The organism is Nocardia sp. CA-151230 (assembly GCF_050942175.1).
GTDB lineage: Bacteria > Actinomycetota > Actinomycetes > Mycobacteriales > Mycobacteriaceae > Nocardia.
This window is the reverse complement of record NZ_CP192061.1, coordinates 6705229-6729807: the sequence shown is the minus strand read 5'-3', so window position 1 is coordinate 6729807 and position 24579 is coordinate 6705229. Positions and strand designations below refer to the sequence as shown.

General features: G+C 67.7%; 23 protein-coding genes and 1 pseudogene. 15 read left to right on the top strand and 9 right to left on the bottom strand.

Going from position 1 to position 24579, the window contains the following annotated elements:
• Positions 1–55 precede the first annotated feature (55 nt).
• Entirely contained in the window at positions 56–1156 is a 1101-nt protein-coding gene (gcvT, locus tag ACQP1O_RS31775; RefSeq protein WP_433562070.1) for a glycine cleavage system aminomethyltransferase GcvT, read from the top strand.
• A gap of 209 nt (positions 1157–1365) precedes the next feature.
• On the opposite strand, the gene ACQP1O_RS31770 is transcribed toward gcvT, so the two are convergent.
• Positions 1366–2202 carry a hypothetical protein gene (locus ACQP1O_RS31770; protein ID WP_433562069.1) on the bottom strand — a complete coding sequence of 279 codons (837 nt, stop codon included), beginning with the start codon at positions 2200–2202 and terminating at the stop codon, positions 1366–1368.
• 113 nt (positions 2203–2315) lie between these two features.
• Here ACQP1O_RS31770 and ACQP1O_RS31765 point away from each other — a divergent pair, with 113 nt between their 5' ends.
• Positions 2316–3416 (top strand): branched-chain amino acid aminotransferase, encoded by a 1101-nt coding sequence (locus ACQP1O_RS31765; protein ID WP_379389608.1) that lies wholly within the window; start codon positions 2316–2318, stop codon positions 3414–3416.
• A 92-nt stretch (positions 3417–3508) separates the two neighbouring features.
• Here ACQP1O_RS31765 and ACQP1O_RS31760 read toward each other — a convergent pair whose 3' ends face one another.
• Entirely contained in the window at positions 3509–4222 is a 714-nt protein-coding gene (locus tag ACQP1O_RS31760; RefSeq protein ID WP_433562068.1) for an MBL fold metallo-hydrolase, read from the bottom strand.
• Between the two features lie 115 nt (positions 4223–4337).
• Here ACQP1O_RS31760 and ACQP1O_RS31755 point away from each other — a divergent pair, with 115 nt between their 5' ends.
• Positions 4338–5213 (top strand): hypothetical protein, encoded by an 876-nt coding sequence (locus ACQP1O_RS31755; protein ID WP_433562067.1) that lies wholly within the window; start codon positions 4338–4340, stop codon positions 5211–5213.
• A 138-nt stretch (positions 5214–5351) separates the two neighbouring features.
• On the opposite strand, the gene ACQP1O_RS31750 is transcribed toward ACQP1O_RS31755, so the two are convergent.
• Together ACQP1O_RS31750 and ACQP1O_RS31745 are read right to left on the bottom strand one after the other, a co-directional pair.
• The gene (locus tag ACQP1O_RS31750) at positions 5352–6317 is read right to left on the bottom strand and encodes a carbohydrate kinase family protein (RefSeq protein WP_433562066.1); all 966 of its coding nucleotides are present in this window, start codon (positions 6315–6317) and stop codon (positions 5352–5354) included.
• A gap of 205 nt (positions 6318–6522) precedes the next feature.
• A complete protein-coding gene (locus ACQP1O_RS31745) occupies positions 6523–6873 on the bottom strand; it encodes a HesB/IscA family protein (RefSeq protein ID WP_433562065.1) in 351 nt (116 codons plus the stop codon).
• A gap of 218 nt (positions 6874–7091) precedes the next feature.
• On the opposite strand from ACQP1O_RS31745, the gene ACQP1O_RS31740 reads away from it, so the two are divergent.
• Positions 7092–7739 carry a DUF3043 domain-containing protein gene (locus ACQP1O_RS31740; RefSeq protein WP_364616577.1) on the top strand — a complete coding sequence of 216 codons (648 nt, stop codon included), beginning with the start codon at positions 7092–7094 and terminating at the stop codon, positions 7737–7739.
• 62 nt (positions 7740–7801) lie between these two features.
• On the opposite strand, the gene ACQP1O_RS31735 is transcribed toward ACQP1O_RS31740, so the two are convergent.
• Together ACQP1O_RS31735 and ACQP1O_RS31730 are read right to left on the bottom strand one after the other, a co-directional pair.
• Positions 7802–8026, bottom strand: coding sequence for a hypothetical protein (locus tag ACQP1O_RS31735; protein ID WP_433562064.1), 225 nt, complete (start codon positions 8024–8026; stop codon positions 7802–7804).
• Positions 8023–8145: a hypothetical protein gene (locus ACQP1O_RS31730; protein WP_433562063.1), complete on the bottom strand. Its 123-nt coding sequence runs from the start codon at positions 8143–8145 to the stop codon at positions 8023–8025. The genes ACQP1O_RS31735 and ACQP1O_RS31730 overlap by 4 nt, the downstream gene beginning before the upstream one ends.
• A gap of 86 nt (positions 8146–8231) precedes the next feature.
• Between ACQP1O_RS31730 and ACQP1O_RS31725 the strand changes: the two genes are divergently transcribed.
• From ACQP1O_RS31725 to ACQP1O_RS31700, 6 genes are all read left to right on the top strand, one after another.
• Positions 8232–9197 carry a helix-turn-helix domain-containing protein gene (locus ACQP1O_RS31725; RefSeq protein ID WP_433562062.1) on the top strand — a complete coding sequence of 322 codons (966 nt, stop codon included), beginning with the start codon at positions 8232–8234 and terminating at the stop codon, positions 9195–9197.
• Between the two features lie 80 nt (positions 9198–9277).
• Positions 9278–9550 (top strand): LppU/SCO3897 family protein, encoded by a 273-nt coding sequence (locus ACQP1O_RS31720; protein WP_433562061.1) that lies wholly within the window; start codon positions 9278–9280, stop codon positions 9548–9550.
• A 97-nt stretch (positions 9551–9647) separates the two neighbouring features.
• Positions 9648–11591 (top strand): nicotinate-nucleotide--dimethylbenzimidazole phosphoribosyltransferase, encoded by a 1944-nt coding sequence (gene cobT, locus ACQP1O_RS31715; RefSeq protein ID WP_433562060.1) that lies wholly within the window; start codon positions 9648–9650, stop codon positions 11589–11591.
• A gap of 186 nt (positions 11592–11777) precedes the next feature.
• Positions 11778–12524: an adenosylcobinamide-GDP ribazoletransferase gene (locus ACQP1O_RS31710; RefSeq protein ID WP_433562059.1), complete on the top strand. Its 747-nt coding sequence runs from the start codon at positions 11778–11780 to the stop codon at positions 12522–12524.
• Between the two features lie 158 nt (positions 12525–12682).
• On the top strand, positions 12683–13489 hold the full coding sequence (locus ACQP1O_RS31705; RefSeq protein WP_433562058.1) for a DUF4239 domain-containing protein: 807 nt from the start codon (positions 12683–12685) through the stop codon (positions 13487–13489).
• A gap of 42 nt (positions 13490–13531) precedes the next feature.
• A complete protein-coding gene (locus ACQP1O_RS31700; RefSeq protein WP_433562057.1) occupies positions 13532–14497 on the top strand; it encodes a hypothetical protein in 966 nt (321 codons plus the stop codon).
• A gap of 25 nt (positions 14498–14522) precedes the next feature.
• Here the strand turns inward: ACQP1O_RS31700 and ACQP1O_RS31695 are convergent, their stop codons facing one another.
• Entirely contained in the window at positions 14523–15386 is an 864-nt protein-coding gene (locus ACQP1O_RS31695) for a MetQ/NlpA family ABC transporter substrate-binding protein (protein ID WP_433562056.1), read from the bottom strand.
• A gap of 147 nt (positions 15387–15533) precedes the next feature.
• Here ACQP1O_RS31695 and ACQP1O_RS31690 point away from each other — a divergent pair, with 147 nt between their 5' ends.
• The 3 genes and pseudogenes from ACQP1O_RS31690 (at position 15534) to ACQP1O_RS31680 (ending at position 18474) form a co-directional block, all read left to right on the top strand.
• The gene (locus ACQP1O_RS31690; protein WP_433562055.1) at positions 15534–16409 is read left to right on the top strand and encodes a MetQ/NlpA family ABC transporter substrate-binding protein; all 876 of its coding nucleotides are present in this window, start codon (positions 15534–15536) and stop codon (positions 16407–16409) included.
• Positions 16406–17458, top strand: a pseudogene (locus ACQP1O_RS31685) (methionine ABC transporter ATP-binding protein); the annotation flags it as partial. The gene ACQP1O_RS31690 and the pseudogene ACQP1O_RS31685, both read left to right, overlap by 4 nt.
• A gap of 353 nt (positions 17459–17811) precedes the next feature.
• Complete coding sequence (locus ACQP1O_RS31680) at positions 17812–18474, top strand: methionine ABC transporter permease (RefSeq protein WP_433567862.1); 663 nt, start codon at positions 17812–17814, stop codon at positions 18472–18474.
• A gap of 28 nt (positions 18475–18502) precedes the next feature.
• Here the strand turns inward: ACQP1O_RS31680 and ACQP1O_RS31675 are convergent, their stop codons facing one another.
• Complete coding sequence (locus tag ACQP1O_RS31675) at positions 18503–19921, bottom strand: DUF1254 domain-containing protein (protein ID WP_433562054.1); 1419 nt, start codon at positions 19919–19921, stop codon at positions 18503–18505.
• Between the two features lie 138 nt (positions 19922–20059).
• On the opposite strand from ACQP1O_RS31675, the gene ACQP1O_RS31670 reads away from it, so the two are divergent.
• Both ACQP1O_RS31670 and ACQP1O_RS31665 read left to right on the top strand, forming a co-directional pair.
• A complete protein-coding gene (locus ACQP1O_RS31670; protein WP_433562053.1) occupies positions 20060–20398 on the top strand; it encodes an amidohydrolase family protein in 339 nt (112 codons plus the stop codon).
• Between the two features lie 250 nt (positions 20399–20648).
• Positions 20649–22082: an ATP-binding protein gene (locus tag ACQP1O_RS31665; protein ID WP_433562052.1), complete on the top strand. Its 1434-nt coding sequence runs from the start codon at positions 20649–20651 to the stop codon at positions 22080–22082.
• A gap of 88 nt (positions 22083–22170) precedes the next feature.
• Here the strand turns inward: ACQP1O_RS31665 and asnB are convergent, their stop codons facing one another.
• Positions 22171–24138: an asparagine synthase (glutamine-hydrolyzing) gene (asnB, locus tag ACQP1O_RS31660; protein WP_433562051.1), complete on the bottom strand. Its 1968-nt coding sequence runs from the start codon at positions 24136–24138 to the stop codon at positions 22171–22173.
• Positions 24139–24579 lie beyond the last annotated feature (441 nt).

Sequence of the window (24579 nt, the reverse complement as noted above, 5' to 3'; positions counted from 1 at the left end):
CACCCATTCGGTTCCGCTGTCACCCGGGTGACGGCGGGCCGATAAGCTGCTCCGGGTGACCGACGAGAAGCTGCTGCAGGGACCCATCCACGCCGTCCATGTCGAGCTGGGCGCTACCTTCGCTCCGTTCGGGGGGTGGGAGATGCCGGTCTCGTACGCGGGGACCGTCGGTGAGCACACGGCGGTGCGCACCACTGTCGGGCTTTTCGACGTCAGCCATCTCGGCAAGGCGACGGTCAAGGGTGCGGGTGCCGCTGCCTTCGTGAACTCGGCACTCACCAATGACCTGAATCGGATTCGCCCGGGAAAGGCGCAGTACACGCTGTGCTGCACGCCGGAGGGCGGGGTCATCGACGACCTGATCGCCTACTACGTGAGCGATGACGAGATCTTCCTGGTGCCCAATGCGGCGAATACCGCGACCGTGGTGGCGGAGCTGCAGAAGGTCGCGCCGGAGGGCATCACCGTCACCGACGAGCATCGCGGGTACGCGGTCTTCGCCGTGCAGGGTCCGCGGTCGGCGGAAGTCCTCGCCAAGCTCGGCCTGCCGACCGACATGGAGTACATGGCCTACGCCGACGCCGAGTGGGACGGCCGCCCGATCCGGGTGTGCCGCACCGGCTACACCGGTGAGCACGGCTACGAGCTGCTGCCCCGCTGGGCGGACGCCGAGGCCGTGTTCCGCGCGCTCGTGAGCGAGGTGCAGGCCGCCGGCGGCCAGCCCGCCGGACTCGGCGCGCGCGACACCCTGCGCACCGAGATGGGCTACCCGCTGCACGGACACGAACTGTCGCTGGACATTTCGCCGCTGCAGGCCCGCACCGGCTGGGCCGTCGGCTGGAAGAAGCCGGAGTTCTGGGGCAAGTCGGCGCTGGAGGCCGAGAAGGCGTCCGGTCCCCGTCGAATCCTGATGGGGCTCAAGGCGATCGACCGGGGTGTGCTCCGGCAGGGCCAGACCGTGATGCGCGGTGACGCCCAGGTCGGCGAAACCACCTCCGGCACCTTCTCGCCCTCTCTCAAGGTCGGCATCGCCCTGGCCCTCCTCGACACCGCCGCGGGCCTCGAGCCCGGCGACGAGGTCGAGGTCGACGTCCGCGGACGCCGTCTGCGCTGCGAGGTCATCCGCCCCCCGTTCGTCGAAACCCGCACCGCCTGATCAGGTTTCCTGCCCGTCGAGATATCCGCAGTGGACGCTGAGCCGCTGATCCGACCGGCCGCCCCTGGCGACTACGACGCCGTCGCGCGCGTCGTGGACGACTGGTGGGGCCGGTCGGTCGTGGCGGCGATCCCCACGCTTTTCCGCAGCCGTACTTGGTCTCGGCCACACCATTTCCCGGCCGCATCAGGGCCCTGCCGCTCCGGGTCTCAGCCGCACCAGGTGCCGACGACGTCGTTGTCCTGTTTGCAGGCTGCGGCGTCGAGTCCGGCGGGGCGGAGGGAGTTGAACATCGTGCGGATGGTGTCGTCGGTGGCCGTGCCGTCCGTCCCCTGGTCGGCGTAGAGGACCATGACCACGGACTGGCCGTTGTTGCCGGGCACCGCGACGGCGTGGACGATCGAGGTGGCCGGGTGCGAGCAGTCGTTCGGGCCCGGGTTGGCGAGGGTCGCTGTCACGTGTGCGGCGGGTTTGCCCTGCACCGTGAGGGTTTCGACGTTGCTCAGGGTGTGGGTGGAGTTGGGGCGGTCGTCGTTGGTTCCGGCGACGGTGGCCCAGCTGCCCGCCACGTCCTTGGCCGCGGCGGACACGTCGCCCAGTTTCGAGCCCGTCACGCCCGCGATGGCTTTCGAGTGGTGGCCGTCGCAGGCCTTCGGGGAGAGTTCCGCCGCACCGCTCATCACCACGCGCCCGCCGCCGCCCTCGAAGCCGACGATGGTGGTCGGTGTCGGGACCGTCCAGTCCTGCGGCACGTCGTATACGGCATTGCGCGAGATGGAGTAGGACGTCTGCCATCCCGGCGTGAGTGACGCGATGGTGGATCTCGGTGCGCTCGTCGTCGTGGTGGGCAGCGGTTTGGTGCGGGTCGCGGTGTCCTGCGGCCCGTATTGGTCTGCGGGCAGCGCGGTTCCGGTCACGGTGTGTGCGGGCGTCATCGTTGCTACGACGAGGATCGCGACCAGGCCCAGCACGCTCACCGCGATCAGCGCGATCACCAGGGGCCGATGCGAACTGGGCGGCTTCGACAGCGGATGCTCCGGATACACGACGTCCACCCTATCCAGGGGCAGGGACGACGGCCGGTCACCGAACCGTCCGGCCGGTCGACAGGGGGTAGCCCGAACCAGCCGGTCGAGGGCGGCGAATTAGACTCCCGGTCATGACTCTTGCCGCACAGTTCACCCGTGTACCGCATCCCGCGCCACTACCGGCGGAGCGGCGGCAGGAGATTCTCGCGGAGCCGGGGTTCGGGCGCTACTTCACCGATCACATGGTGTCGATGGATTACGTGGACGGGCAGTGGACCAACGGCCGCGTCGAGCCCTACGGTTCGCTGGCCATGGACCCGGCCACCATGGTGTTCCACTACGGCCAGGCCATCTTCGAGGGTCTGAAGGCCTACCGTCAGGCCGACGGCAGCATCGCCACCTTCCGGGTGGACGCCAATGCCGCGCGTTTCCGCCGCTCCGCCGCGCGCATGGCGATGGCGCAGCTGCCCGAAGAGCTGTTCATCGAATCGATCCGCCAGCTGCTCGAGGTGGACGCGGACTGGGTGCCCGCCGCCGGCGGCGAGGAGTCGCTGTACCTGCGGCCGTTCATGTTCTCCACCGAGGTCGGGCTGGGCGTGAAGCCCGCCTCCTCCTACAAGTACCTGCTGCTCGGCGGTCCGGCCGGCGCATACTTCCCGCGTGGCCTGAAGCCGGTCAAGGTGTGGCTGTCCACCGAGTACGTGCGCGCGGCTCCCGGCGGCACCGGCGAGGCCAAGGTGGCGGGCAACTACGCCGCTTCGCTGCTGGCCCAGCAGCAGGCCGCCGAGAAGGGCTGCGACCAGGTGGTGTGGCTGGACGCCTGCGAGCACCGCTACGTGGAGGAGATGGGCACCAACAACCTCTTCTTCGTCTTCGGCAGTGGCTCCGACGCCCGCCTGGTGACCCCGGAACTGTCCGGCTCCCTGCTGCCCGGCATCACCCGCGACTCGCTCATCACTTTGGCCGCCGACTCCGGCTACAAGGTCGAGGAGCGGAAGATCTCCGTCGAGGAATGGAAGAGCGGCGTCGAATCCGGTGAGATCACGGAGGTTTTCGGTTGCGGCACCGCCGCCGTGGTCATTCCGGTCGGCTCGGTCCGCTCCGCCGAGGGCGAATTCACCATCGGCAGCGGCGAACCCGGCGAGGTGACCATGGCGCTGCGCGAGAGCCTCACCGGCATCCAGCGCGGCACCTTCGCCGACAGCCACGGCTGGCTGCGCACCATGGCCTGATCGGCCCGCGAAACGAAAAGCGCCCGCCCCGAACGAATTCGGGGCGGGCGCTGGGCATTTCAGAGCTGCGGGACATGGCCCGCCGCAGCCGGTCAGCTGGGCATGAACATGTGCCACTGCTCCAGCGTCTGGGGGCGCATGACGTAGTTGTGTTCCTTGATGTGGGTCAGGGATGCGCTGGGCTCGTCCGAGTACCAGTGGCCCGGGTAGACCGTCGGGTTCGACTTCAGGTCGGCCAGGTAGCGCAGGCTGCGGAACATGGCGTCGGAGTCGCCGCCGGGGAAGTCGGTGCGGCCGCAGCCGTCGACGAACAGGGTGTCGCCCGCGATCAGCCGGTCCTCGAACAGGAAGCACTGGCTGCCCGGCGTGTGGCCGGGGGTGTGCAGGAGTTCGATCTCGAAGGCGCCGACCGCGACCTTGTCGCCGTGCGCGTGGCCGGTCAGCTCGCTGGGCGCGATGCCGGTGACATTGGCGACCCAGGGTAGTTCCTCGGCATTGACGTGGACGGCCACATCGGTCTTCTCCAGCAACTCCTTCACCCCGCGCAGGGTGAAGCCCATCATGCTGCCGCCGACATGGTCGGGGTGGTGGTGCGTCGCGAGGACTCCGGTCAGCCGCATGCCGTCGGCCTCGGCGATGTCGGCCAGCTGCCCCGCCTCGTACGCGGGGTCGACGACCACACATTCACCGCTGTCCCGATCCCCGATCAGGTAGGCGAAGTTGCGCATCTGTGTGGCGATCGGGTCGCCAACGGCCCAGTCGCGGCCGGACAGCAACTGGCGGAAATACAAACGGTCGGAGGCCATGCCTGACAGCGTATTGCCCGCCCGTCGAAACCAGTCATCCGGATCCGGGCCATATGTCCGAAATTACCGTTTGACCAGGGGATTTGTTGTCGGTCGGTGTTGCTAACCTGCCGCCATGCCCTCGGTCCTGCACGAAGTCGTCATCGACCTGTTCCGGCACCGCCCGCAACTCGTCGCCGAACTGCTGCCCCTGGTGACCGATATCCCCCTACCCGAATTCGACCACGCGCGACTGGAATCCGGTGACTGCCCGGATATCGACCCCACCGAGTACCGCGCCGATGCCGTGATCGTGCTGGCCACCGGAACCACACCGCAATTGGCTGCCGTGGTGGAGGTCCAACTGCGGCCGGACCCAGACAAAGGCTGGAGCTGGCCAGTCTATCTGACCACGCTGCGAGCCCGATTGCGTTGCGACACGGTGCTACTCGTCCTCTGCCCGAACGAGCACACGGCTGCCCGGTGTCGAAGACCGATTCCCGTGGCACCCGGATTCGTATTGACGCCGATTGTGATGAGCCCGTCGGATGTGCCGATCGTGACCGACGCGCGCGTTGTCACCGAGAATCCGGAGCTCGCGGTGCTGTCGGCCGTCGCCCATCGGAACGCGCCGGAGCGGGACGCCATTTTGGCCACGCTGGCCGCCAACGTTGTCGACGCGCCGAACGGTGAAATGTACATTGACCTGGTAATGGCTGTCCTGCCACGGGCGGCCCGGCACTTCTTGGAGAGCCTTATGACCGCCGGAACATACAAGTACAAGAGCGAGTTCGCTCGGCGTTACTTCAGTCAGGGCGAAGCTGAGGGGGAGGTCAAGGGGGAGGTCAAGGGGGAGGCCAAGGCGCTGCTGGCGGTCCTGCGGAGCAGGGGGATCGCCGTGGATGAGCCGACTGCTGCTCGCGTCGGGGCGTGCACCGATATCGAGCAGCTCGACGTGTGGCTCGACAAGGCAGCAACAGCGTGCTTTGCCAACGAGGTGTTCGGGGACTGACGGACCGGGCGCACTCGAGACCCCGGTGTCGACCCTCGTCCTCCGAGGTCGGTGAAGAGGGCGGACGTCCTTGCCGAGACACAAATCTGAACGCCGATCACATGATCGGCGTGCAGATTCGGAGGTTGTCGTAGTCGGTCAGCGCAGAATGGCTTCGATCTCGTCCGCGACGTCGGGGCCGTAGGCCTCGCGCAGGCGCTTCATCGCCACGTCGTGGTTCAGGCTCCAGTCCTGGGGGCCAACGGTTTCCAGGACCAGGACCGCCACCAGCGAGCCGAGCTGGGCCGAACGCTCCAGGGACAGCCCCGCGGTCTGGCCGGTGAGGAAGCCCGCGCGGAAGCCGTCGCCGACGCCGGTCGGGTCGACCTTGGCGATGTCGGGGACGACGTCGACGTGCAGTTCGGTGCCGTCGCGGTCGACGACCTTGGCGCCCTTCGAGCCCAGGGTGGTGACGCGAATGCCCACGCGCTCACCGATTTCCGCCTCGCTCAGGCCGGTCTTCTGGAGCATGATGCCCCACTCGTACTCATTGGTGAACAGGTAGTCCGCGCCGTCGATGAGGCGCAGGATGGTCTCGCCGTCCACCAGCGCCAGCTGCTGCGAAGGGTCGGCGGCGAAGCGGATTCCGGCGGTGCGGCACTGATCGGTGTGGCGCAGCATGGCTTCCGGGTCGTTGGCGCCGATGAGCACCAGCTCGAGATCGCGGCCCAGCTGGGTGATGTCGATCTCGCGGGCCTCGGTCATGGCGCCCGGGTAGAAGGAGGCGATCTGCGCCATGGATTCGTCGGTGGTGCAGACGAAGCGCGCGGTGTGGGCCTCGGTGGAGACGCGCACGGCCGAGCAGTCGACGCCGTTGTCCTCCAACCACTTCCGGTACTCGCCCCAGTCCTGGCCGACGGCGCCGACCAGCAGCGGGGTGCGGCCCAGCACGCCCATGGCGTAGCTGATGTTGCCGGCCACGCCGCCCTTGCGGATGACCAGATCATCGACGAGGAAGCTGAGCGACACGTGCTGCAGCTGGTCGGCCAGCAGCACATCGGAGAACTTGCCCGGGAAACGCATGAGGTGATCGGTCGCGATGGAAGCGGACACGGCGATGGTCACGGGGTAGATCCTTCGGTGACGTGCGGCTGCGCACCGGGATATGGCGATGACAGACGCGGGGGCCGGCGGTGGATTTACGCGGCCGACAGGGCCGCAGTTCGAAACTACTCTGTCCGAGACGGGGTATTCCAGATCTCGTATGAGTCAGCGCACACAACAGCGCGGAACATCCGGTGTCGGACGTTCCGCGCTGGCGGGCGCTATGTCAGTTGAAGCTGTCGCCGCAGGCGCAGGAGCCGGTGGCGTTCGGGTTGTCGATGGTGAAACCCTGCTTCTCGATGGTGTCGACGAAGTCGATCGAGGCACCCTGCACGTAGGGGGCGCTCATGCGGTCGACCGCGAGCTTGACGCCGCTGAACTCCACGACCAGGTCGCCGTCGAGGCTGCGGTCGTCGAAGAAGAGCTGGTAGCGGAGGCCCGCACAACCACCGGGCTGGACTGCGATGCGAAGGGCGAGATCGTCGCGGCCTTCCTGATCAAGCAGCGCCTTGGCCTTCGAGGCGGCGGCGTCGGTCAGAGTCACACCGTGAGTGGTGGTCTCGTTCTGCACAGTCATGAACTCTCCTAAGGGACCTGTTTTCAACCCGTGAAGGCGCACGGCTCGATGGCTACCAACACCTGCTGGCAGGCGACTATTCCCCATCCTACGCGGCGCGTATTCCCCGGACGGCCCAGGTTGTGCAGTCGCTGACAGATAGCTGGTGAGGTGTTCGACACAACAATCCGGCAGACCAGGATTTTCCGGCGGAGATGTTATCGAATAGCCTGGTCGGCGTGAAGTTCCTGCGTCGTGGCGAGTCCACCCCCACCTCCGACAGCTCCAGCACCGATGCCGTCGCCGCGGTGGAGGACAAGACCGTCACCCTGGGTAAAGGGCGGCCGACCCCGTCGCGGCGGGAAGCCGAGGGCCGCCGGCGCGGTCCGGTGGCGCCCGCGCCCAAGACCGCCAAGGAGGCCCGCGCCCGCCGCAAGGCGCTGCGCGGGACCAAGGAGGAGCGCAAGGCGTCCTCGGCCGAGCGTAAGGCCGATATGAACGATCGGCGCTCGCGCATGCTCGCCGGTGAGGAGCAGTTCCTGCTCCCACGCGACAAGGGTCCGGTCAAGAAGTACGTCCGCGACATCGTGGACGCGCGCCGCAATCTGCTCGGCCTGTTCATGCCGCTGGCGCTGGTGCTGATCCTCAGCATGATCCTGTCGCCGGCGCTGCAGGCGATCGTCACGCTGGCCATGCTGGTGATGATGCTGTTCATGATCATCGAGGGCGTCGTCCTCGGCCGGATCGTGAACAAGCGGGTCCGGGAGCGCTACCCCGACACTGCGGATTCCTCGTTCTCGCTGGGTTGGTACGCCTTCGTGCGCGCCTCGCAGGTGCGCCGCATGCGTGCCCCGAAGCCGCAGGTGAGCCCGGGCGACGCGGTCTAGCCGCTGCCGTCGGCGCTGACGTCGCTGGATGGATTCCCTGACGGGCGGTGTCGAACTGCCCGTCAGCAGTGTTCGCGGTAGGTCGACAGGGCGCGGATCTCGAGTGCCATGCGGTCGCGGTCGCGGTCGACGACCTGGCTGGAACCGGCCATCCCCCAGGCGTTTTCGCGGTGGAAGGGGACGGCCCGGCCGGCCGCGGCCAGCAGGGCGACGATGCGGCGGAACATGGTGACTGCCTCGGGGGAACCGGTCGCGGTGCGGAACTGACCGGAGGTGATGGTGGTCATGCGCGGATCTCGCTCTCATCGAGGGGTTCGGTGGTGTCTCCGGCCATGAAGCCGAGGGTCAGGGTGCCGAGCGCTGCCATGGCGGTTCCGGCTGCGACGATTGCGGACAGTGCTTGCATGGCAGTAAGTTTTCTCTAGGGAAGTTCCTGCCAACAGTGGCTGTTCTGACATTGTTCGCAAATATCCGGCCAGAGGGGATCTGACCATGCTCTCGAAGGTCGCCGTCGTACTCAACGACCACCTCGCCATGTTCGAATTCGGTGTCGTCTGTGAGGTTTTCGGCCTCGACCGGACCGCCGACGGACTGCCCGCCTTCGACTATCGGGTCTGCGGTGCGGAGCCCGGGAAACCGCTGAAGTCCAGCTCACCGGGCATTCACGTGACCCCGGAGTACGGGCTCGAGGAGCTGCGCGACGCGGATCTGGTTGCCATTCCGGCCTTTCCGATCTTCGCGGACAACCCCTTCGATCAGCGTGTAGTGGATGCCGTGCGGGACGCCGCGCAGGCCGGGGCCACGGTGCTCACGGTGTGCTCGGGGGCCTTCCTCGCCGGCGCGGCCGGACTGCTCGACGGGCGCAAGTGCACCACGCACTGGCGGTATGTCGATCTGCTGGCGGAACAGTTTCCGCAGGCCACCGTCGATCCCGACGTCCTCTACGTGGACGAGGGCAATCTCATCACCAGCGCGGGGACCGCGGCCGGCATCGACGCCTGCCTGCATCTGGTGCGGCGCGAACTGGGCAGCAGCGTCGCCAATGCCATCGCCCGCCGCATGGTGGTGCCGCCGCAACGCGACGGCGGGCAGCGGCAGTTCATCGAGCGGCCGGTGGTGGACTGCGATTCCGACAGCCTCAGCGAGACCCTGCACTGGATGGGTGAGCATCTGGAACTGCCGCACACGGTCGAAGCGCTGGCCGCCCGCAGCGCCATGTCGACGCGCACGTTCGCGCGCCGCTTCGCCGCCGAGACCGGGACGACGCCGGTGAAATGGCTGACCGGGCAGCGGGTGCTGCTGGCCAAGCAGTTGCTGGAGGACACCGACCTGGATCTCGAATCCCTCGCTCACCGTTGCGGATTCGGGTCCGGGGCGCTGCTGCGGCATCACTTCCAGCGGGTGGTGGGGATCGCGCCCGTCGAGTACAGGCGGCGGTTCGGCGCTCGCGTGTCTTGAATGGGCGCTGCGTGTCTTGAATGGGAGCTGTCTGAAACAGGCGCTGTCCGAAGCGGTGCCTCCGGCTACGATGCGCAACCGTGCGCTGGGGAGTGATGATCGCGGCCGTGCCGTTGGCGGTGCTGGTGGCCGGTGGGGCCGCCGGGTGCAAGGATCCGCGGAATGCGGCGGGGGACTGTGTGGTGGGGACCTCGTCCGATTCGCATGTGAAGACGGCGCCCTGCTCGGGGCGGCACGACGGCAAGATCATCGCGAGTGTGAACCATCGATCGGACTGCCCGCCGGGCACGGACTGGTCGTATACCGCCAAGGATCTGAAGGTCATGTGCGTGCACAACGAGCAGAGCTCCTGAGCCGCACCCGGACGCGGGCGGTGAGACGGCGGCCCACAGGCGCGTGATCGCCGTGCCTACTCGGCCGGAGCACAGCCACAGTTGATACCGTGCTGACGTGTCGCACACTGCTCAAACAACCGATCGGCCGTTGCGGACCCTGGTGCTCGGTGGCGCCCGGTCCGGGAAGTCGGCTTACGCGGAACAGTTGGTCGCGTCGGAGGCGGTGCGGTACGTAGCCACCGCGGTGGCCGATCCGGCCGACGCCGACTTCGCCGAACGCATTGCGGCGCACCGGGCTCGGCGGCCCGCGAACTGGACGATCGTGGAGGGCGACGCCGTCGCCGCACTGGCCGAGGCCACCCCCGTCACCCTGGTCGACGACCTGGGCACCTGGCTGACCGCGCGGCTCGACGCGCGCGCCGCCTGGGAGTCGCCGCGCGGCATCGTCGCGCCGGATATCGATGCGCTCGTCACCGCCGTGGCCGGATACGGCCAGCGGCTCATCATCGTCAGCCCCGAGGTGGGACTCGGTGTCATCCCGGCGACCGCCTCCGGCCGTCTGTTCCGCGATGAGATCGGCACGCTGAACCAGCGGCTCGCGGAAGTTTGCGACGAGGTCTTCCTGGTGGTGGCCGGGCAGCCGATGCGGATCAAGCCGGACGTTGCCGCCGCGCTCGCGGATGCGGCCGCAGCGACCTCTGCCGCCGCAGTGGCGGCTTCGGCTCAGACTTACGGAGCCGACGCGGATGGGGCTGCGGTGCGGCCGGTTTCAGCGGTCGCAGCTGCGGAAGCCGGGACCGGGCCGGCCGACAGCGGTGCGTCCGCCGCGGCTCAGGGAGCCGGCTCCGCGAGCAGCGTGGCCGGAACCGTGCCTGACAGTGCGGATCTCGGGATGACCGCCGCAGCAGCGACGACCGAAGCTGATTCGGATGAGGTTGGCTCCGCGACCGCGACCGGCGTGGCCGCTGACGGCCCGGTTCTGACCAAGCCCGTGCGGATTTCGTTCGGCCCGGTGCAGGGTCCCGACGCCGGGGTGCGGAAGGCCGCCGAGGAGCGGCAGTTGCAGCTGACCAAGCCCGCCAGGGCGCTGGGGCGGCTGGAGAAGCTGGCCAACTGGGTCGCCGCATGCCAGGGTGTGTGCCCGCCCAAGCAGTTCGAGCGGGCTCGGGTGGTGGTCTTCGCGGGCGATCACGGGGTGGCGCAGCACGGGGTGTCGGCCTACCCGAGCGAGGTGACCGGGCAGATGGTCGCCAACTTCCTCAACGGTGGGGCGGCGGTGAATGTGCTGGCACGTCTGGCCGATGCCACCGTCCGGGTCGAGGACATCGCGGTGGATTCCGATACCGCGCCGGAGATCTCGCGGCACAAGGTGCGGCGGTCCAGCGGCTCCATCGATCGTGAGGACGCGCTGACCGAGGCCGAGGTGCAGGCGGCGCTGACAGCGGGCGCGACCATCGCCGACGAGGAAATCGATTCCGGCGCCGACCTTCTCATCGCCGGTGACATGGGCATCGGCAACACCACGCCCGCCACCGTGCTGATCGCGGCCGTCACCGACACCGAGCCGGTGATCGCGGTCGGCCGCGGCACCGGCGTCGACGATGCCGGATGGATCCGCAAGACCGCCGCCGTCCGCGACGCCATGTGGCGCGCCCGCCCGGTGGTCAAGGACCCGGTTGCCCTGCTGCGCACCGCATCCGGCGCGGACTTCGCCGCCATGGCCGGCTTCCTGGCCCGCGCCGCGGCCCGCCGCACCCCGGTCATCCTGGACGGCGTCGTGGTCACCGCCGCCGCCGTGGTCGCCGACCAACTGGCCCCGGGCGCCCGCGCCTGGTGGGTGGCGGGCCACCGCTCCAGCGAGCCCTCACACACCATCGCCCTCCAGCGCCTGGACCTCGAGCCCCTGGTCGACATGAGCATGCGCCTGGGCGAAGGCTCCGGCGCGGTCGCGGCCCTCCCGCTCCTCCGCGCCGCCGTCGCCACCCTCGGCGAAATGGCGACCTTCGACTCCGCCGGAGTCAGCACCGCCGACACGGGCGCCGAAGCCGCCGGTGCCTAGCTCCCCACCCCTCGCGGCACCGAGTCCCGCCTCGCGAGACGCGATGCCGCGCAACCGGGCCCGGTGCCGTGCGGTCGTAGCATCCCTGCCGAGCGCCGCGGCCCGCGACCAGCGCACGCAGGGCGGCTCCGCCGGGGTGGTCGGAGCTGCGCGATGGGCAGCGTGGGAACGGTTCAGGGTGATCGCATGAACGCGGTCAGGCTGGCGGTGTCGTGGTTGACCGTGTTGTCGGTGCGGGGCCCGGACGAGGTGGATCGGGTGGTGGCGGGGCGGGCGATTGCGTGGGCGCCTCTGGTCGGAGTGCTGCTCGGGGGACTGGCCGCCGGATTGCTGTGGGGGATGGGTGAATTGGGGTCCGCGTGGCCGCTCGCCGGGTTCGTGGCGGTGGCGGGGCTGGCGTTGATCACGCGGGGGATGCATATCGACGGGCTGGCCGACACCATGGATGGGCTCGGGAGTTATGGGTCGCCGGAGCGGGCCCGGGAGGTCATGAAGAGCGGTGGGGCCGGGCCGTTCGGGGTGGCCGCGCTGGTGTTCGTCATTGGGATTCAGGCGGTTTCGCTGGGGGCGCTGGCCGGGGGTGGGCGGTGGCTCGCGGTGGTGGTCGCGGTTGCTGTCGGGCGGGTCGCGGTGATGTTGGCCTGTCGGAGGGGGATCGAGGCGGCTCCGGGTGCAGGATTCGGAGCGCTGGTGGCGGGGACGCAGCATCCGGTCCTGGGTTGGGCCTGCGGTGGGATCGCTTGTCTCGCGGCGGTGTTCGCTACCCGGAATCCGTGGCAGGGTCCGCTGGCCGTGGTCGTGGCCCTGGCGGGGTCGATGTTGCTGGTGCGCCACTGTGTGCGGCGGTTCGGCGGCCTCAACGGTGACGTGCTCGGCGCTGCACTGGAAGTGAGCGTCACGGTCGCTGCCGCAGTGCTGTCGTTCGCCCGGTAGCGCGACACGCCCGAGGCTCCGAAATACCGAGGCGCGCAGTGGATTTGCCGCAAACGTCGTATCCCGGTGCCAGTTCGTTTGCCCTTCGCGATCCGGCCGCCCGGTGGCCGCGAATACTTCGTGATCGCAACTGCCATGGGTGGGAATGGAGTCGTGCAATGCTCGGAGTCCTGATGCAGGTGGGTGTGCTGGGGTTGTTCGCGGTGGTGGCGGTGGGGGTCTTCGTCGTTGGTGATCGGGTGCGGCCGAAGTCGTGGCGGCACAGCGACGATGCGGGGGCGGGGCACATGATGCTGGACATGGTCAATATGTTCTTCGCGGCCATCGTGGCGTTCGTGGTGGTGATCCTGTGGGAGCAGTACGACACCTCCCATGCGCACACGGTGAGCGAGGGCAAGGCGCTGGTCAGCGTGTACGAGACCGCCAATGACATGCCGGCGCAGGATCGTAAGCAGATCCAGTCGCTGGTGGTCGACTACACCAAGCAGGTGGTCGGCGACGAGTGGAAGGTCATGGACGAGCAGCGGCGGCTGAGCCCGGCCGCGCAGGCGACGCTGGACGATCTGCGCCAGGCGGTGGCCTCCGCGCCCGCCGCCGACGCCGATGCCAAGTCCACGCAGGACAAGGCGCTCACCGCGGTGGACGCGATCGCGGAGGCTCGCTACGACCGCGGCCTCGATGCCGGATACCGACTGCCCGGGTTCCTTTATGTGGCACTGTGGTTCGCGACCGTCATGCTGCTGTTCGGCACGGTCTTCTCCGGTGTGGTGGTCACCAGGCGCAGCATTCTCATGACCGGACTCTTCGGCGTGGTGATCGGCGCGGTCATCGTGGCCATCTACCAGCTGGACCAGCCGTTCTCGGGCGGCAACCACGTCTCCAAGGACGCCTACGAGCTGGCCCTGGCCCGATTCCAGCACATCGCCGCGGACGCGCCGGTGGCGAGCGGCGGCAATCCGCGCTGATCTGCTCGATCGAGGAACCCGCACTTGGCTTTCGGAGGCAACGTGAACGGAACCCGGAGAACAGCACGAGGATTCGCGGCGGCGACGGCGGTGCCACTGACCGCAGCGCTGCTCGCCATTCATCCGAAGGTCGCGGCCGCCGATTTCGGACTACCGGAGCTGCCGCCGATCGGTGAGATCATCAGCGGCAGCGCGGCTCCGGATACCGGGGCCGCACCGATCGGCGCTTCCACCGGGAGCGCGCTCGGGCTCGGTACGGGAAGGAGCTACACCGGTAGCCCGGGCGGCGCGGGCAAGGGCGGGGCTGCCTCCGGCAGCTCGGCGGGAGTGGCGCAGAGTCCGGTGGCCGGAGTCCCGCTCGAAACCGGCGCGTCCGGGAGCGCCGAGCCGGCGGGCGGAACCGCGCCGCGCACAGCGGATCTCGCAATACCCGGACCGGCCGCGGAGAGTCCGGCCGCCGCCCCGAACAGCCTCGGCGGCCTGCTCGATCTGAACTCGGGCAGCGTGCTCACCGCCTGTGCGGGCAGCGCTGTGGTGGGCAGTGCCGCACTGGGTTTGGGCATTCTGACCGGCAGCGGCATGGGTTCGGGGTTGATCGGCCCCGGCTTCGTGCCCGGCTCCAGCGGGCTGGTCGGGCCGGGCTCGGCCGGAGCGGGCAGCGTGGCGGTGGGCAGCGCGGCCACCGGAAGCGCGCTGCTGACCTGCATGCTCATGCTGCCGGTGCCAATGGCGCCGGGACCCGGTATCCCGCTGCAGATCCCGCCCGCGCCTGCCATTGTGCCCGCGGCCGCACCGATACCCGTACCAGCGCCTGCGGCGATTCCTCCTGCCCCGGTGCCGGTTCCGCCGCTGCCGCCCCCACCGCCGCCCGTCGAATACGCCGCCCCCATCCCATCCGAGCAACGGCTGCCCCTGACCGCTCTCCAGGTCATGACCGTCATGATCATCACCATCATCGCCGGGGCTCGCGCCCGCCTCGCCCGCGCCCACCGCGGAGCGGTCGACTAGGGGAAGCCGTCGATCGCGCCGAAAGTCATTGCCGGAATTTGGCTTCCAGATCGGTGGCGGTGGACTGGAGATCAGCCGCGGTGTTGGTCTTGAAAATGCCCTGGAATCCCACCTCGGCCTTGATCGCGGCCTCCACCTCCGGGTCGTGATAGATCTGCGTCAGCTGCACGTACTTCGGGTTGTCCTTGTCGGCGGCCCGCGCGGCGAAGATATTGATGTACTGCTTCAGGTCCGGACGGTTCGGATCATCGGTGTAGATGATCTGATCATTGGTCAGCCCCGCCTGCCGTGCCCAGGTGTCGTCGACGTAGGCGGCATCCACGCTGTCCAGTGACGCGGCGGTCAGCGTCGGGTCGATGGTGGTGAGCCGGACCTTGGAGGCGGACTTGTCGACATCCTCGAGCTTCGAATCCCACGAGCCGCCGTTCTTCAGCACGATCAGCCCGGCGGCGGCCAGATTGAGCAGCGGCCGCACCTGATTGGCGGGATTGTTGCTCAGGGTGATCTCCCCGCCCTGGGGGATCTCCGACACCGACCTGTGCTTCTTCGAATACAGGCCCAGCGGATAGATCTCCGTGGCCCCGATCGGTACCAGCGTGTCGTTGTTGCGGGCGTTGTAGTTGGCCAGATACCGGATGTGCTGGAATTTGTTGAGATCGATGCGGCCCTGGGACAGCGCCGGATTCGGCTGGTTGTAGTCGGTGAAATTGGTGAACTCGACCGTGATGCCCGCGGCGGCGGCCTTCCTCTTGACCACGTCCCAGTGCGGTTGTGAGAGATCGTTCACGCCGATGCGGACCACGTCGCCGTGGTGTTCCGTGCCACAGGCGGCCGTCAGGGCCAGCGCGAACAGGACCGGAATCACCAGGAAGCGGCGGAATTTTCGCATTTCAGGCACCGTAGGCGAGCGGTCGTCGCGGCCGGAAGCGTTTGGCTCCCCGGGATCGCAATCATTGCCCGGCGATTGCCCGCACGGTTGCATGGCCGGGTTCGATTTCCACCGGTCACGAAGCAGTACAAGCATGCGGGAGCACGAGTGAAATTCCATCGGGTACTGGCGATCCCGGTCCTGGTAGCAGCCGTCGCGAGCCTCACCCTCACGGCCTGCGGCAGCAGCGGCGACTCCGGCGGCACCACGGTGCGCATCGGCACCACCGAGTCCGATCCGCACTGGGACGTCTTCAAGGACAAGGCCAAGGAACAGGGCATCAACCTGAATATCGTCCACTACTCCGACTACTCGCAGCCGAATACGGCGCTGGCGCAGAAGCAGATCGATGTGAATCTGTTCCAGCACCTCCAGTTCCTGGGGCAGTACAACGTGGCCAACAATCAGGATCTGACGCCGATCGGCGCCACGCAGATCGTGCCGCTGGGGCTGTACTCCAAGAAGCACAAGTCGGTGGCCGAGATCCCGCAGGGCGGTGAGATCGCCATTCCGAACGATCCGACCAATCAGGCGCGGGCGCTGTTCGTCCTGCAGGCGGCCGGACTGCTGAAGATCAACAGGTCAGTTCGCCAGCCGACGCCCGCCGACGTGGACAAGGGCGCCTCCAAGGTGAAGGTGACCCCGGTCGACGCGGCGCAGACCGCGCTGTCGCTGGCGTCGGTGGACGGGTCCGTCGTCAACAACACCTATCTGCTCAAGTCCGGCATCGATCCGAAATCAGCGCTGTACAAGGATGATCCTGGCAATCCCGGCGCCGAGCCGTACATCAATGCGTTCGTCACCCGGGCCGCGGACAAGGGCAATGCCACCTACCTGAAGCTGGTGGACATCTTCCACAGCCCCGAGGTGCAGAAGTCTGTGCAGGAGGACTCCAAGGGCACCGCGCTCGAAGTGACGAAGAGCGGGCCCGAGCTGGAGCTGATCCTGGCGCGGGTGCAGCAGACCATCCGCGATACCAAGTGAGCGACGACAGTGCCGTAACCGGCGGGAATTCATCCGCGACCGGAGGGAGTTCCGTCGCGGCCGTCGAATTCCGGTCGGTCACCAAGGTTTTCCGGACCGGTAAGCAACGCCACACGGCGCTCGACGGCATCGACCTGCGCATCGAGCAGGGCGAGATCTTCGGTGTGATCGGCTATTCCGGCGCGGGCAAGTCCACGCTGGTCCGGTTGATCAATGCCCTGGAGCAACCCACCGACGGCACCGTGCTCGTCTCCGGGGACCCCATCACCGGCGTCCCGGAATCGCGGGTGCGGCAGTTGCGCCGCGATATCGGCATGGTGTTCCAGCAGTTCAACCTGTTCCGCTCGCGCACCGCCGCCGGCAATATCGAATACCCCTTGAAGGTGGCGGGCTGGCCACGCGCGCGGCGCAAAGCGCGCGTGGCCGAACTGCTGGACTTCGTGGGACTTTCGGACAAGGCGCGCAGCTACCCGGACCAGCTGTCCGGCGGCCAGAAGCAGCGCGTCGGTATCGCCCGGGCACTGGCCACCTCGCCGTCACTGCTGCTCGCCGACGAGGCGACCTCGGCGCTCGACCCGCAGACCACCGGTGAGGTGCTGCGGCTGCTGAAGAAGATCAACCGCGAGCTCGGCGTCACCATCGTGGTCATCACCCACGAAATGGACGTGATCCGCGCGGTGGCCGATCGGGTCGCGGTCCTCGCCGAAGGACGAATCGTGGAGCTCGCCAGCACCTTCGACGTGTTCGCCGCACCGACTGCGGCCCCCACCCGGTCCTTCGTCGAAACCGTCCTGCACAACCGGCCGACCACGGTGGAACTGCAACGGCTGGGGGAGCGGCACACCGGACTATTGATCACCGTGGACATCGACGACCAGCACGGAGTGGGCGTGGAACTAGCGGCCGCTGTCGCAACGGGCGTGAGCTTCGAGGTGGTCTTCGGCGGCGTGAGCGCATTGCAGGACAAGACCTTCGGCAGTCTCACCCTCGCGCTCGACGGACCCGAGGCCGCCGTGAGCCAGGTCGCCGAGCGGCTCGCCGCGCACACCGCGACGGCGACCGCCCGCGATGATCAGCCGGCCCTGGCGGCCCGCATCGAATCGGCGGTCGTTCACGCGGCGCGTGCGGAGCCGGCAGCAGACCCGGCGCGTCCGGCGGACCGCGCCGCGCCCGCCGTCGGAGGGGCGGAAGTGGCTGCGGACGACGTGAACTCAGCGGCGGTCGGCGCGGTACAGGTGGCAGATGGCGCGGCACAGCAGGCGGGCAGAGTCGGATCGGCGGCGGTTGTTGATCGCGGGACTGCGGCGGATCGCGCTGAGTCGGTGGCCGAGGGCGCAGCGGTGGCAGGCGACCAGGGTGAGCGGAGGAGAGCGTGAATGCCGGAATTGTGAATCTGGCTGCGGTGCCTACGGATTGGGGTCGATTGCGGCCGGTTTTGAGCGAGGCCGTCGGCACGACCATCTACTTGGTGCTGCTCACCTTCGTGGTTGGTGGCACGATAGGGCTGGCGCTGGGGACTGCGCTGTACACCACCCGGAAGGGCGGGTTGTTGGCGAATGCGCCGATCAATCTGGTGTTGAACGTTGTGGTGAATGTGGTGCGGCCGATTCCGTTCATCATCTTGCTGGCCGCGCTGGGGCCGGTGACGCTGAAGGTGATCGGGACGACGATCGGGACGGATGCGGCGGCGTTCGTGATGATCGTGGCGGCCTCGTTCGGGATCGCGCGGATTGTCGAGCAGAATCTGGTGACAGTGGATCCGGGGGTGATCGAGGCGGCGCGCTCGATGGGAGCGGGGCCGTTGCGGATCATCCTCACTCTGCTGATTCCGGAAGCGTTGGGCCCCTTGGTGCTCGGGTACACCTTCATTGTGATCGCCATTGTCGATATGTCCGCGATGGCGGGGACGGTCGGTGGTGGCGGGTTGGGCGATTTCGCGCTGGTGTACGGCTATCAGCGGTTCGACTGGCAGGTCACCTTGGTGGCGACCCTGATCATTATCGCCGGGGTTCAGGGGATTCAGTTCCTCGGCAACTGGCTGGCCCGCCGGGTGCTACGCCGGTGAGAAGGCGTGCGACCCGGCGGGACCTCGGTCAGCTCAGCTTCTCCAGCTTCGGGACCTGCCACGTCCCGTTCAGCACCTCGTCTTTCGGCGCGTAGAGCCGCAAGGTGAGGGAGAACGGGCCGGTCTCCGGAATGGGTAGCCAGTGTCCGACGGGTACGTCCGCGCCGGGATCGGCGCTCTGCACGGCGATCTCGACCGTGCCGTCGGCGGCGGGGGTGAGCGGCACCAGGTGGCCCACCGAGTAGATGCCCGCCGGATTCTGGATCAGGTAGTTCTGCTCGTCATAGGCCGTGAGCGACCAGAACGCGCCGACCGGCGGCAGCTGATCCTCGGCGAAGGTCACCCGGAATCGGCTGCCGCCCTCGGCATTCGCGTCGAGGCTCGGGTACACCGCGTCCCGGGGCAGATTCGCGCCCAGACCGACCGCCGCGACCAGCGCGCGCAGCGGGTAGTTCGTGCCGTACGTGCCGATATTCAGGTCGAAGGTCCAGCCGTTCTGGTGCTGGGCCTTGGGGTCCCGGTAGGCGGCGAGCTGTTTGCGGGCATCGCCGATGGCCGCGGAGAGGACGTCCGCGGGCGCGGTGCTCGCGGTGGCGCCGGTGGTGATGCCGATGGTGGCGAACCGCTTCATGGCGTCGGCGTCTTCGGGCGCGGGCGGGTTGCGGGCCATCACCGCGCACATGCGGGTGAAGAAGGTGGGGCCGTCCATCTGCATCACCATCTGGGCCGGGATGCCGCCGCCCGCGAGCTGGGCGCCCGGGCCGCCCTGAACCGCGGTCGGATCGGCGCTCCAGACGCTGAGCGGGGCCAGCTTCAGCTTCTGCTGCAGCGCCCGCACGCGCTTGATGTCGTTGTCGCCCTTGTACTCGATGCGGCCGAGCAGCCAGCTGGTGTCGGTGGGCATGGCCAGCTGGGTCATGCCGTCGGGCACCGTGCCCTTCCAGCCCGGCCCGGTGACCAGGTAGGTGTAGGGCGGGTTGCGAACCCCGTCCTCGAGCCGCGGGTTCGTACTGGCCGGATCGTGCACCGTATTGGTCCAGGCGTCCAGGAGCTGCATGAGCCAGTACCGGTCGGGTCCGATGGCGGGCACCTGCACCACCATGGGCTCGGCGCTCAGGTCCAGCCAGGCCTGCGAGTAGAGGGTGTCCAGGTTGAGCCGGACCACCTGCTTCTCCTCCGGCGTGGGCGGATCCTGGTGCACGAATTCATTGGCCGGGCCACCGGTTTCACGGGTGACATCCATGAGGACCAGCGGAAATCCGAAGATGTAGGCATCGGTGGCGACGGCTTTGAGGTCGTTGGAGGCCGGGGTGGTGCTGGTCGCGGTCGAGCTGTTGCCCGACTTGCCGCAGGCGGTCAGGCCCAGGGTGGCCAGCGCGGCGGCGCCGAGTCCGATGGCCGTGCGGCGGTTGACGCGCGGGGCGTCGCCAGTGGACGGGAGATCCATTGATACCGAGTCCTTTCCGAGAAGGTGTGGTGGCGAGGAGGACTTCCGGTGAAACGAACACCCTATTGCAGTAACGCTGCAAATATTGTGGCTAACCAGTGGTTACCGTACTGCTGTGGCAGCGAAGGAGCGCGCAAAATGAGCTCGGCCGATCGGATCTGTACCGGTGGACCGATCGTCACCGTCGACGCGAACCACCCGAATCCCAATGTGGCAGCCGCCGTGACCCGCAAATCCCGCACCGGCCGAGTCCTCGCCCCGGAGGAGCGGATCAGCGTCGAGGACGCCCTCGCCGCCCAGACCGTCAACCCCGCCCGGCACCTCTTCGCCGAGAACATCGCCGGATCCATCACCCCGGGCAAGTGTGCCGATCTCGTTGTCCTGGAACGCGATCCCCGTGCCACGGCCCCCGACGGCTGGCCCGCTATCGGCGTCCATGTCACCCACCTGGCGGGTAACCCCACCAATCAAGCGTGACCCGTGCAGCGATACCGCGCTGGATAGGCCGCTGGGCGCGTGGCCTACCGGAATTCGCAGGTGCCGACGAACTGCGTTCGACGAAGCCTGCCCACTCATCGGGCGAGCGTCGGAACGGGCACAGCTTCCTGATCCATTCGCCCCGCGAGTCATCGATCAGCCAGCATTCTGGTGATGCAGGTTACATAGAACGACGCTAACTTAGATTGAATCTATGTAAGATGAGGTCTCCTGTTGATAGGAGCCGCGGGTGGAGTTCAAAGGACGGGCGGCAGACCTCGATCTGCTGGGGCGGCAGCTGGAACTTGTGACCGGTGGGGCCGGTGCGACTCGAGGACGCGCTGTGGTTGTGACCGGCCGGCGTCGGGTTGGGAAGTCACGCCTGGTGCAGGAGTTCTGCGACCGTTCCGGTCTGCCATATCTCGTCTTCCAGGCGACGCGGGGGCGAAACCCGGCCGCTGAACGAGACGACTTCGTGGCTACCGCGGCACAGTCGCCCCTGCCGGGGGCGGAACTGGTCACGGGGTTATCGGCAGGCGATTGGAACCAGGCGTTGCGGACCCTGTCCATCGCATTGCCGGATGACGCCGCGAGCATTGTCGTGCTCGACGAAGTGCCCTGGTTGGTGGAGCAGGACTCCGAGTTCGAGGGAGCGCTGCAGGCGGTATGGGATCGGCACCTTTCGGCCAAGCCGGTGCTGCTGGTACTGGTTGGCAGCGACATCGCGGTGATGGAAGCGCTGCAGACGCACGGCCGCCCATTTTTCGGGCGGGCAGCGAAAATGACCGTTGCGCCACTGCATTTGGCGGATGTGCAGGCCATGACCGAACTCCCGGCAGCCGAGGCATTGGATGCGTTGTTGATCACCGGTGGATTCCCGGAAATCGTTCGGTCCTGGCAGTCGGGCATGAGCCGCACGGATTTCCTGCGTGAGGTAGCGGCGAATCCATTGTCGCCGCTGCTGGTGGCCGGCGAGTTGTCGCTGCTGGGTGAGTTTCCCGAGGCGTCGCGTTCGCGTGCTGTGCTGGAGGCGATCGGCAGCGGTGAACGCACCTTCAGTTCCATCGCTTCCGCGGCAGGTAGTTCGGGCGTGCTGCCGGCCGGGACGTTGACGCCATTGCTGAATACCTTGCAGGCCAAGCGAATAGTGGCCGCCGATCTGCCGCTGTCCACGAAGCCGGACAGGAAGAACAAGCGCTATCGAATCGCCGATTCCTATCTGCGTTTCTGGCTGGCTTTTCTGGAACGGGGAATTCCGCTCATCGAGCGTGGCCGGGGTGATCTGGCGTTGGACCGGATCGAGCGTTCGTGGACGACGTGGCGTGGCCGTGCGGTAGAGCCGGTGATCCGGGAATCACTGCTGCGCTTGCTGCCCAATGCCCGATGGCCGGAAACCGAAGCGGTGGGAGGGTGGTGGAATCGGCAGAACAATCCCGAGCTCGACTTGATCGGCGCCGATCGCGAACCCGTCGCGGGTGCAGTGCATTTCATCGGATCGATCAAATGGCTGGAGGATCGACCATTCGATCGCCACGACTACGATGCCCTCGCACGCGGTGTGCTCGCTGTGCCCGGCGCGCAGTTCGACACTCCTTTGGTAGCGGTCTCGCGCTCCGGAGTGCACGGCGACTTGCCGGTTGCGGCTCACTGGGGGCCGGAGGATCTGCTGCATGCCTGGCAGTGAACAGCAGAGGAATCGTCTGACAGGAGTCGCGCCGAAAACGTGATGGCCACACCCCGGGATGGGCGTGCGGCCATCACGTGAAGCCTGACTACAGGTTGACCGGGTAGGTCGGCTCCTGGATCTCGGGCTTGATGCGGTTCTCGACGAAGATGCCGTGCCAGATCATGAAGACGATCAGGGTCCAGAGGCGGCGGCTGTGGTCGACCGGGCCGGTGCGGTGGGCGTCCAGCATGGCCAGGATGGCCTGCTTGTTGAGCAGGTGGTCGGTGCCGGACTCGGTGATCTGGGCGCGGGCCCAGTCGTGGAGTTCGGGGCCGCGCAGCCAGTGGCGCAGGGGGACCGGGAAGCCGAGCTTGGCGCGGTTGAGGACGTGCGGGGGCACGATGTCCGTGAGCGACTGGCGCAGGGCGTATTTGGTGGTTTCCTTGGTGATCTTCTGGTCGACCGGGATCTTCTCGGCGACCTTGAAGACCTCGGGGTCCAGGAAGGGGACGCGCAGTTCCAGGGAGTTGGCCATGGTCATCTTGTCGGCCTTGACCAGGATGTCGCCGCGCAGCCAGGTGAACAGGTCCAGGTGCTGCATGCGTGCCACCGGATCCCAGTGGTAGCCCTGCATGGCGTAGATGGGGGCGGTCACGTCCTGGTGGGTCCACTCGGGGCGGAATTCCCGCAGCACCGAACGCAATTGGGCGTCGTTGAAGCTGCGTGCGTTGCCGTAGTAGCGCTCCTCCAGGGTGAGCGAGCCGCGGTGCAGCAGGCTCTTGCCGCGGGTGCCCTCCGGAATCCGGTCCGACAGCTTGCCCGCCAGCTTGCGCAGCGGCTTGGGCAGGAATTCGAAGGGCTTGAGCGACAGCGGTTCCCGGTAGATGGTGTAGCCGCCGAAAAGCTCGTCGGAGCCCTCGCCCGACAGCACGACCTTGACGTGCTTGCGGGCCTCCTTGGCCACGAAGTACAGCGGCACCAGCGCCGGGTCGGCCACGGGCTCGTCCAGGTACCAGACGATCTCGGGAATGGCGGCCGCGTACTCCTCGGGGGAGACCATGCGGATGTAGTGCTTGGCGCCGATGGCCTCGGCGGTCTCGGCCGCCACGTCGGCCTCGGAGTAGCCCTGCCGCTCGAACGCCGAGGTGAAGGTCAGCAGGTTCGGGTTGTGCCGGATGGCCAGCGCCGCAATGGCGGTGGAGTCGATGCCGCCGGACAGGAACGCGCCGACGGTGACGTCCGCGCGCATGTGCTTGGCGACCGAGTCCTCGAGCGCCTCCGCGATCTCCCGGTATCGCTCGGCCTCCGAGCCCGCCGCGAACTTCTGCACCCGGAACTGCGGGTTGAAGTAGCGGGTCACCCGCGGGGTCTCGCCCGGCTCGACCCAGGCGTAGCAACCGGATTCGAGGCGGCGGACGTCCTTGTGCAGGGTCTCGGCCTCGGGCACGTACTGCAGCACCGTGTAGTGCTCGAGCGCGCGCGGGTCCAGGTCGTCGGAAAGCTCCAGCGCCGGAAGCAGACCCAGCAGGCTCTTCTTCTCGCTGGAGAAGGCGGTGCCGCCGGCGCCGGTGGCGATGAACAGCGGCTTGATGCCGAACGGGTCGCGCGCCAGGAACAGCTTGTTCAGCTGGGTGTCCCAGATGGCGAAGGCGAACATGCCGCGCAGCCGGCTCGGGGCCTTGGCACCCCAGTAGTGGAAGGCGGCCATGATGGCCTCGCCGTCACCCTCGGTGCGGAACATCGGCTCATCGCCGAACTCCGCCTCGTGCGCCTCCTTCAGCTCGGCGCGCAGCTCGAGATAGTTGTAGATCTCGCCGTTGAAGGTCATGGCGTACCGCTCGGGGTTCTCCGGCGGACCCCAGCGCAGCGGCTGGTGCGAGTGCTCGATATCGATGATCGACAGGCGGTTGAAGCCGAAGATCATGCGCTCGTCGTTCCAGGTGCCGCGCTCGTCGGGGCCACGATGGCGCTGGCAGTGCAGGGCCTCGTACACCTGTGCCGCGGTGGTTTCGACCGTCCGCCCATCCGGAGTAGTAGCCGTTGTAGCTGTCAGAAAACCGAGCAGACCACACACTGCGCCGAGAACCTCTTTCCGGGGTCTAAGGATTGGGACGTACCCGCACGGGCACGCTGGACGCGAAACCTACTGCCCGAGTATGCCGCACCGGGCCGGATCGCGCTGAACCCCTTCCCACACCCGAAGGTTCGCGGCCCGCACTCGATTCCGGACTGTTGCTCCCCCTCCCCGCGCTTGTAGCGGAAGCCGGAGCGAACGGCTCCATAGACCTGCGCCTTGGAGGGGCGGAGGACGGAAGCATCGAGGTCACAGGGCCGCGAACAGCCGGAGGGAAGCGGAGGCATGTTGGACAGAGCGTGTCGAACGGGACCCAGTCACAACGGGGGCGGTTCTTTGGTCTACGCTGCGTAGTACTTGGGAAACTCTCAGGGTCGGTTGCGCGTTCGCGCGTATCCTCCCCGAGGTCCAGAACTGTGCTGAAAATGTGTCGCCCGGCGG

Coding starts and splice junctions, on each gene's coding strand:
- ACQP1O_RS31675 (WP_433562054.1), bottom strand. CDS start 19,921: ATGGATCTCCCGTCCACTGGCGACGCCCCGCGCGTCAACCGCCGCACG.
- ACQP1O_RS31670 (WP_433562053.1), top strand. CDS start 20,060: ATGAGCTCGGCCGATCGGATCTGTACCGGTGGACCGATCGTCACCGTC.
- ACQP1O_RS31695 (WP_433562056.1), bottom strand. CDS start 15,386: ATGCGAAAATTCCGCCGCTTCCTGGTGATTCCGGTCCTGTTCGCGCTG.
- ACQP1O_RS31760 (WP_433562068.1), bottom strand. CDS start 4,222: ATGGCCTCCGACCGTTTGTATTTCCGCCAGTTGCTGTCCGGCCGCGAC.
- ACQP1O_RS31765 (WP_379389608.1), top strand. CDS start 2,316: ATGACTCTTGCCGCACAGTTCACCCGTGTACCGCATCCCGCGCCACTA.
- ACQP1O_RS31705 (WP_433562058.1), top strand. CDS start 12,683: ATGCTCGGAGTCCTGATGCAGGTGGGTGTGCTGGGGTTGTTCGCGGTG.
- ACQP1O_RS31730 (WP_433562063.1), bottom strand. CDS start 8,145: ATGCAAGCACTGTCCGCAATCGTCGCAGCCGGAACCGCCATGGCAGCG.
- ACQP1O_RS31755 (WP_433562067.1), top strand. CDS start 4,338: ATGCCCTCGGTCCTGCACGAAGTCGTCATCGACCTGTTCCGGCACCGC.
- ACQP1O_RS31735 (WP_433562064.1), bottom strand. CDS start 8,026: ATGACCACCATCACCTCCGGTCAGTTCCGCACCGCGACCGGTTCCCCC.
- ACQP1O_RS31745 (WP_433562065.1), bottom strand. CDS start 6,873: ATGACTGTGCAGAACGAGACCACCACTCACGGTGTGACTCTGACCGAC.
- ACQP1O_RS31725 (WP_433562062.1), top strand. CDS start 8,232: ATGCTCTCGAAGGTCGCCGTCGTACTCAACGACCACCTCGCCATGTTC.
- ACQP1O_RS31710 (WP_433562059.1), top strand. CDS start 11,778: ATGAACGCGGTCAGGCTGGCGGTGTCGTGGTTGACCGTGTTGTCGGTG.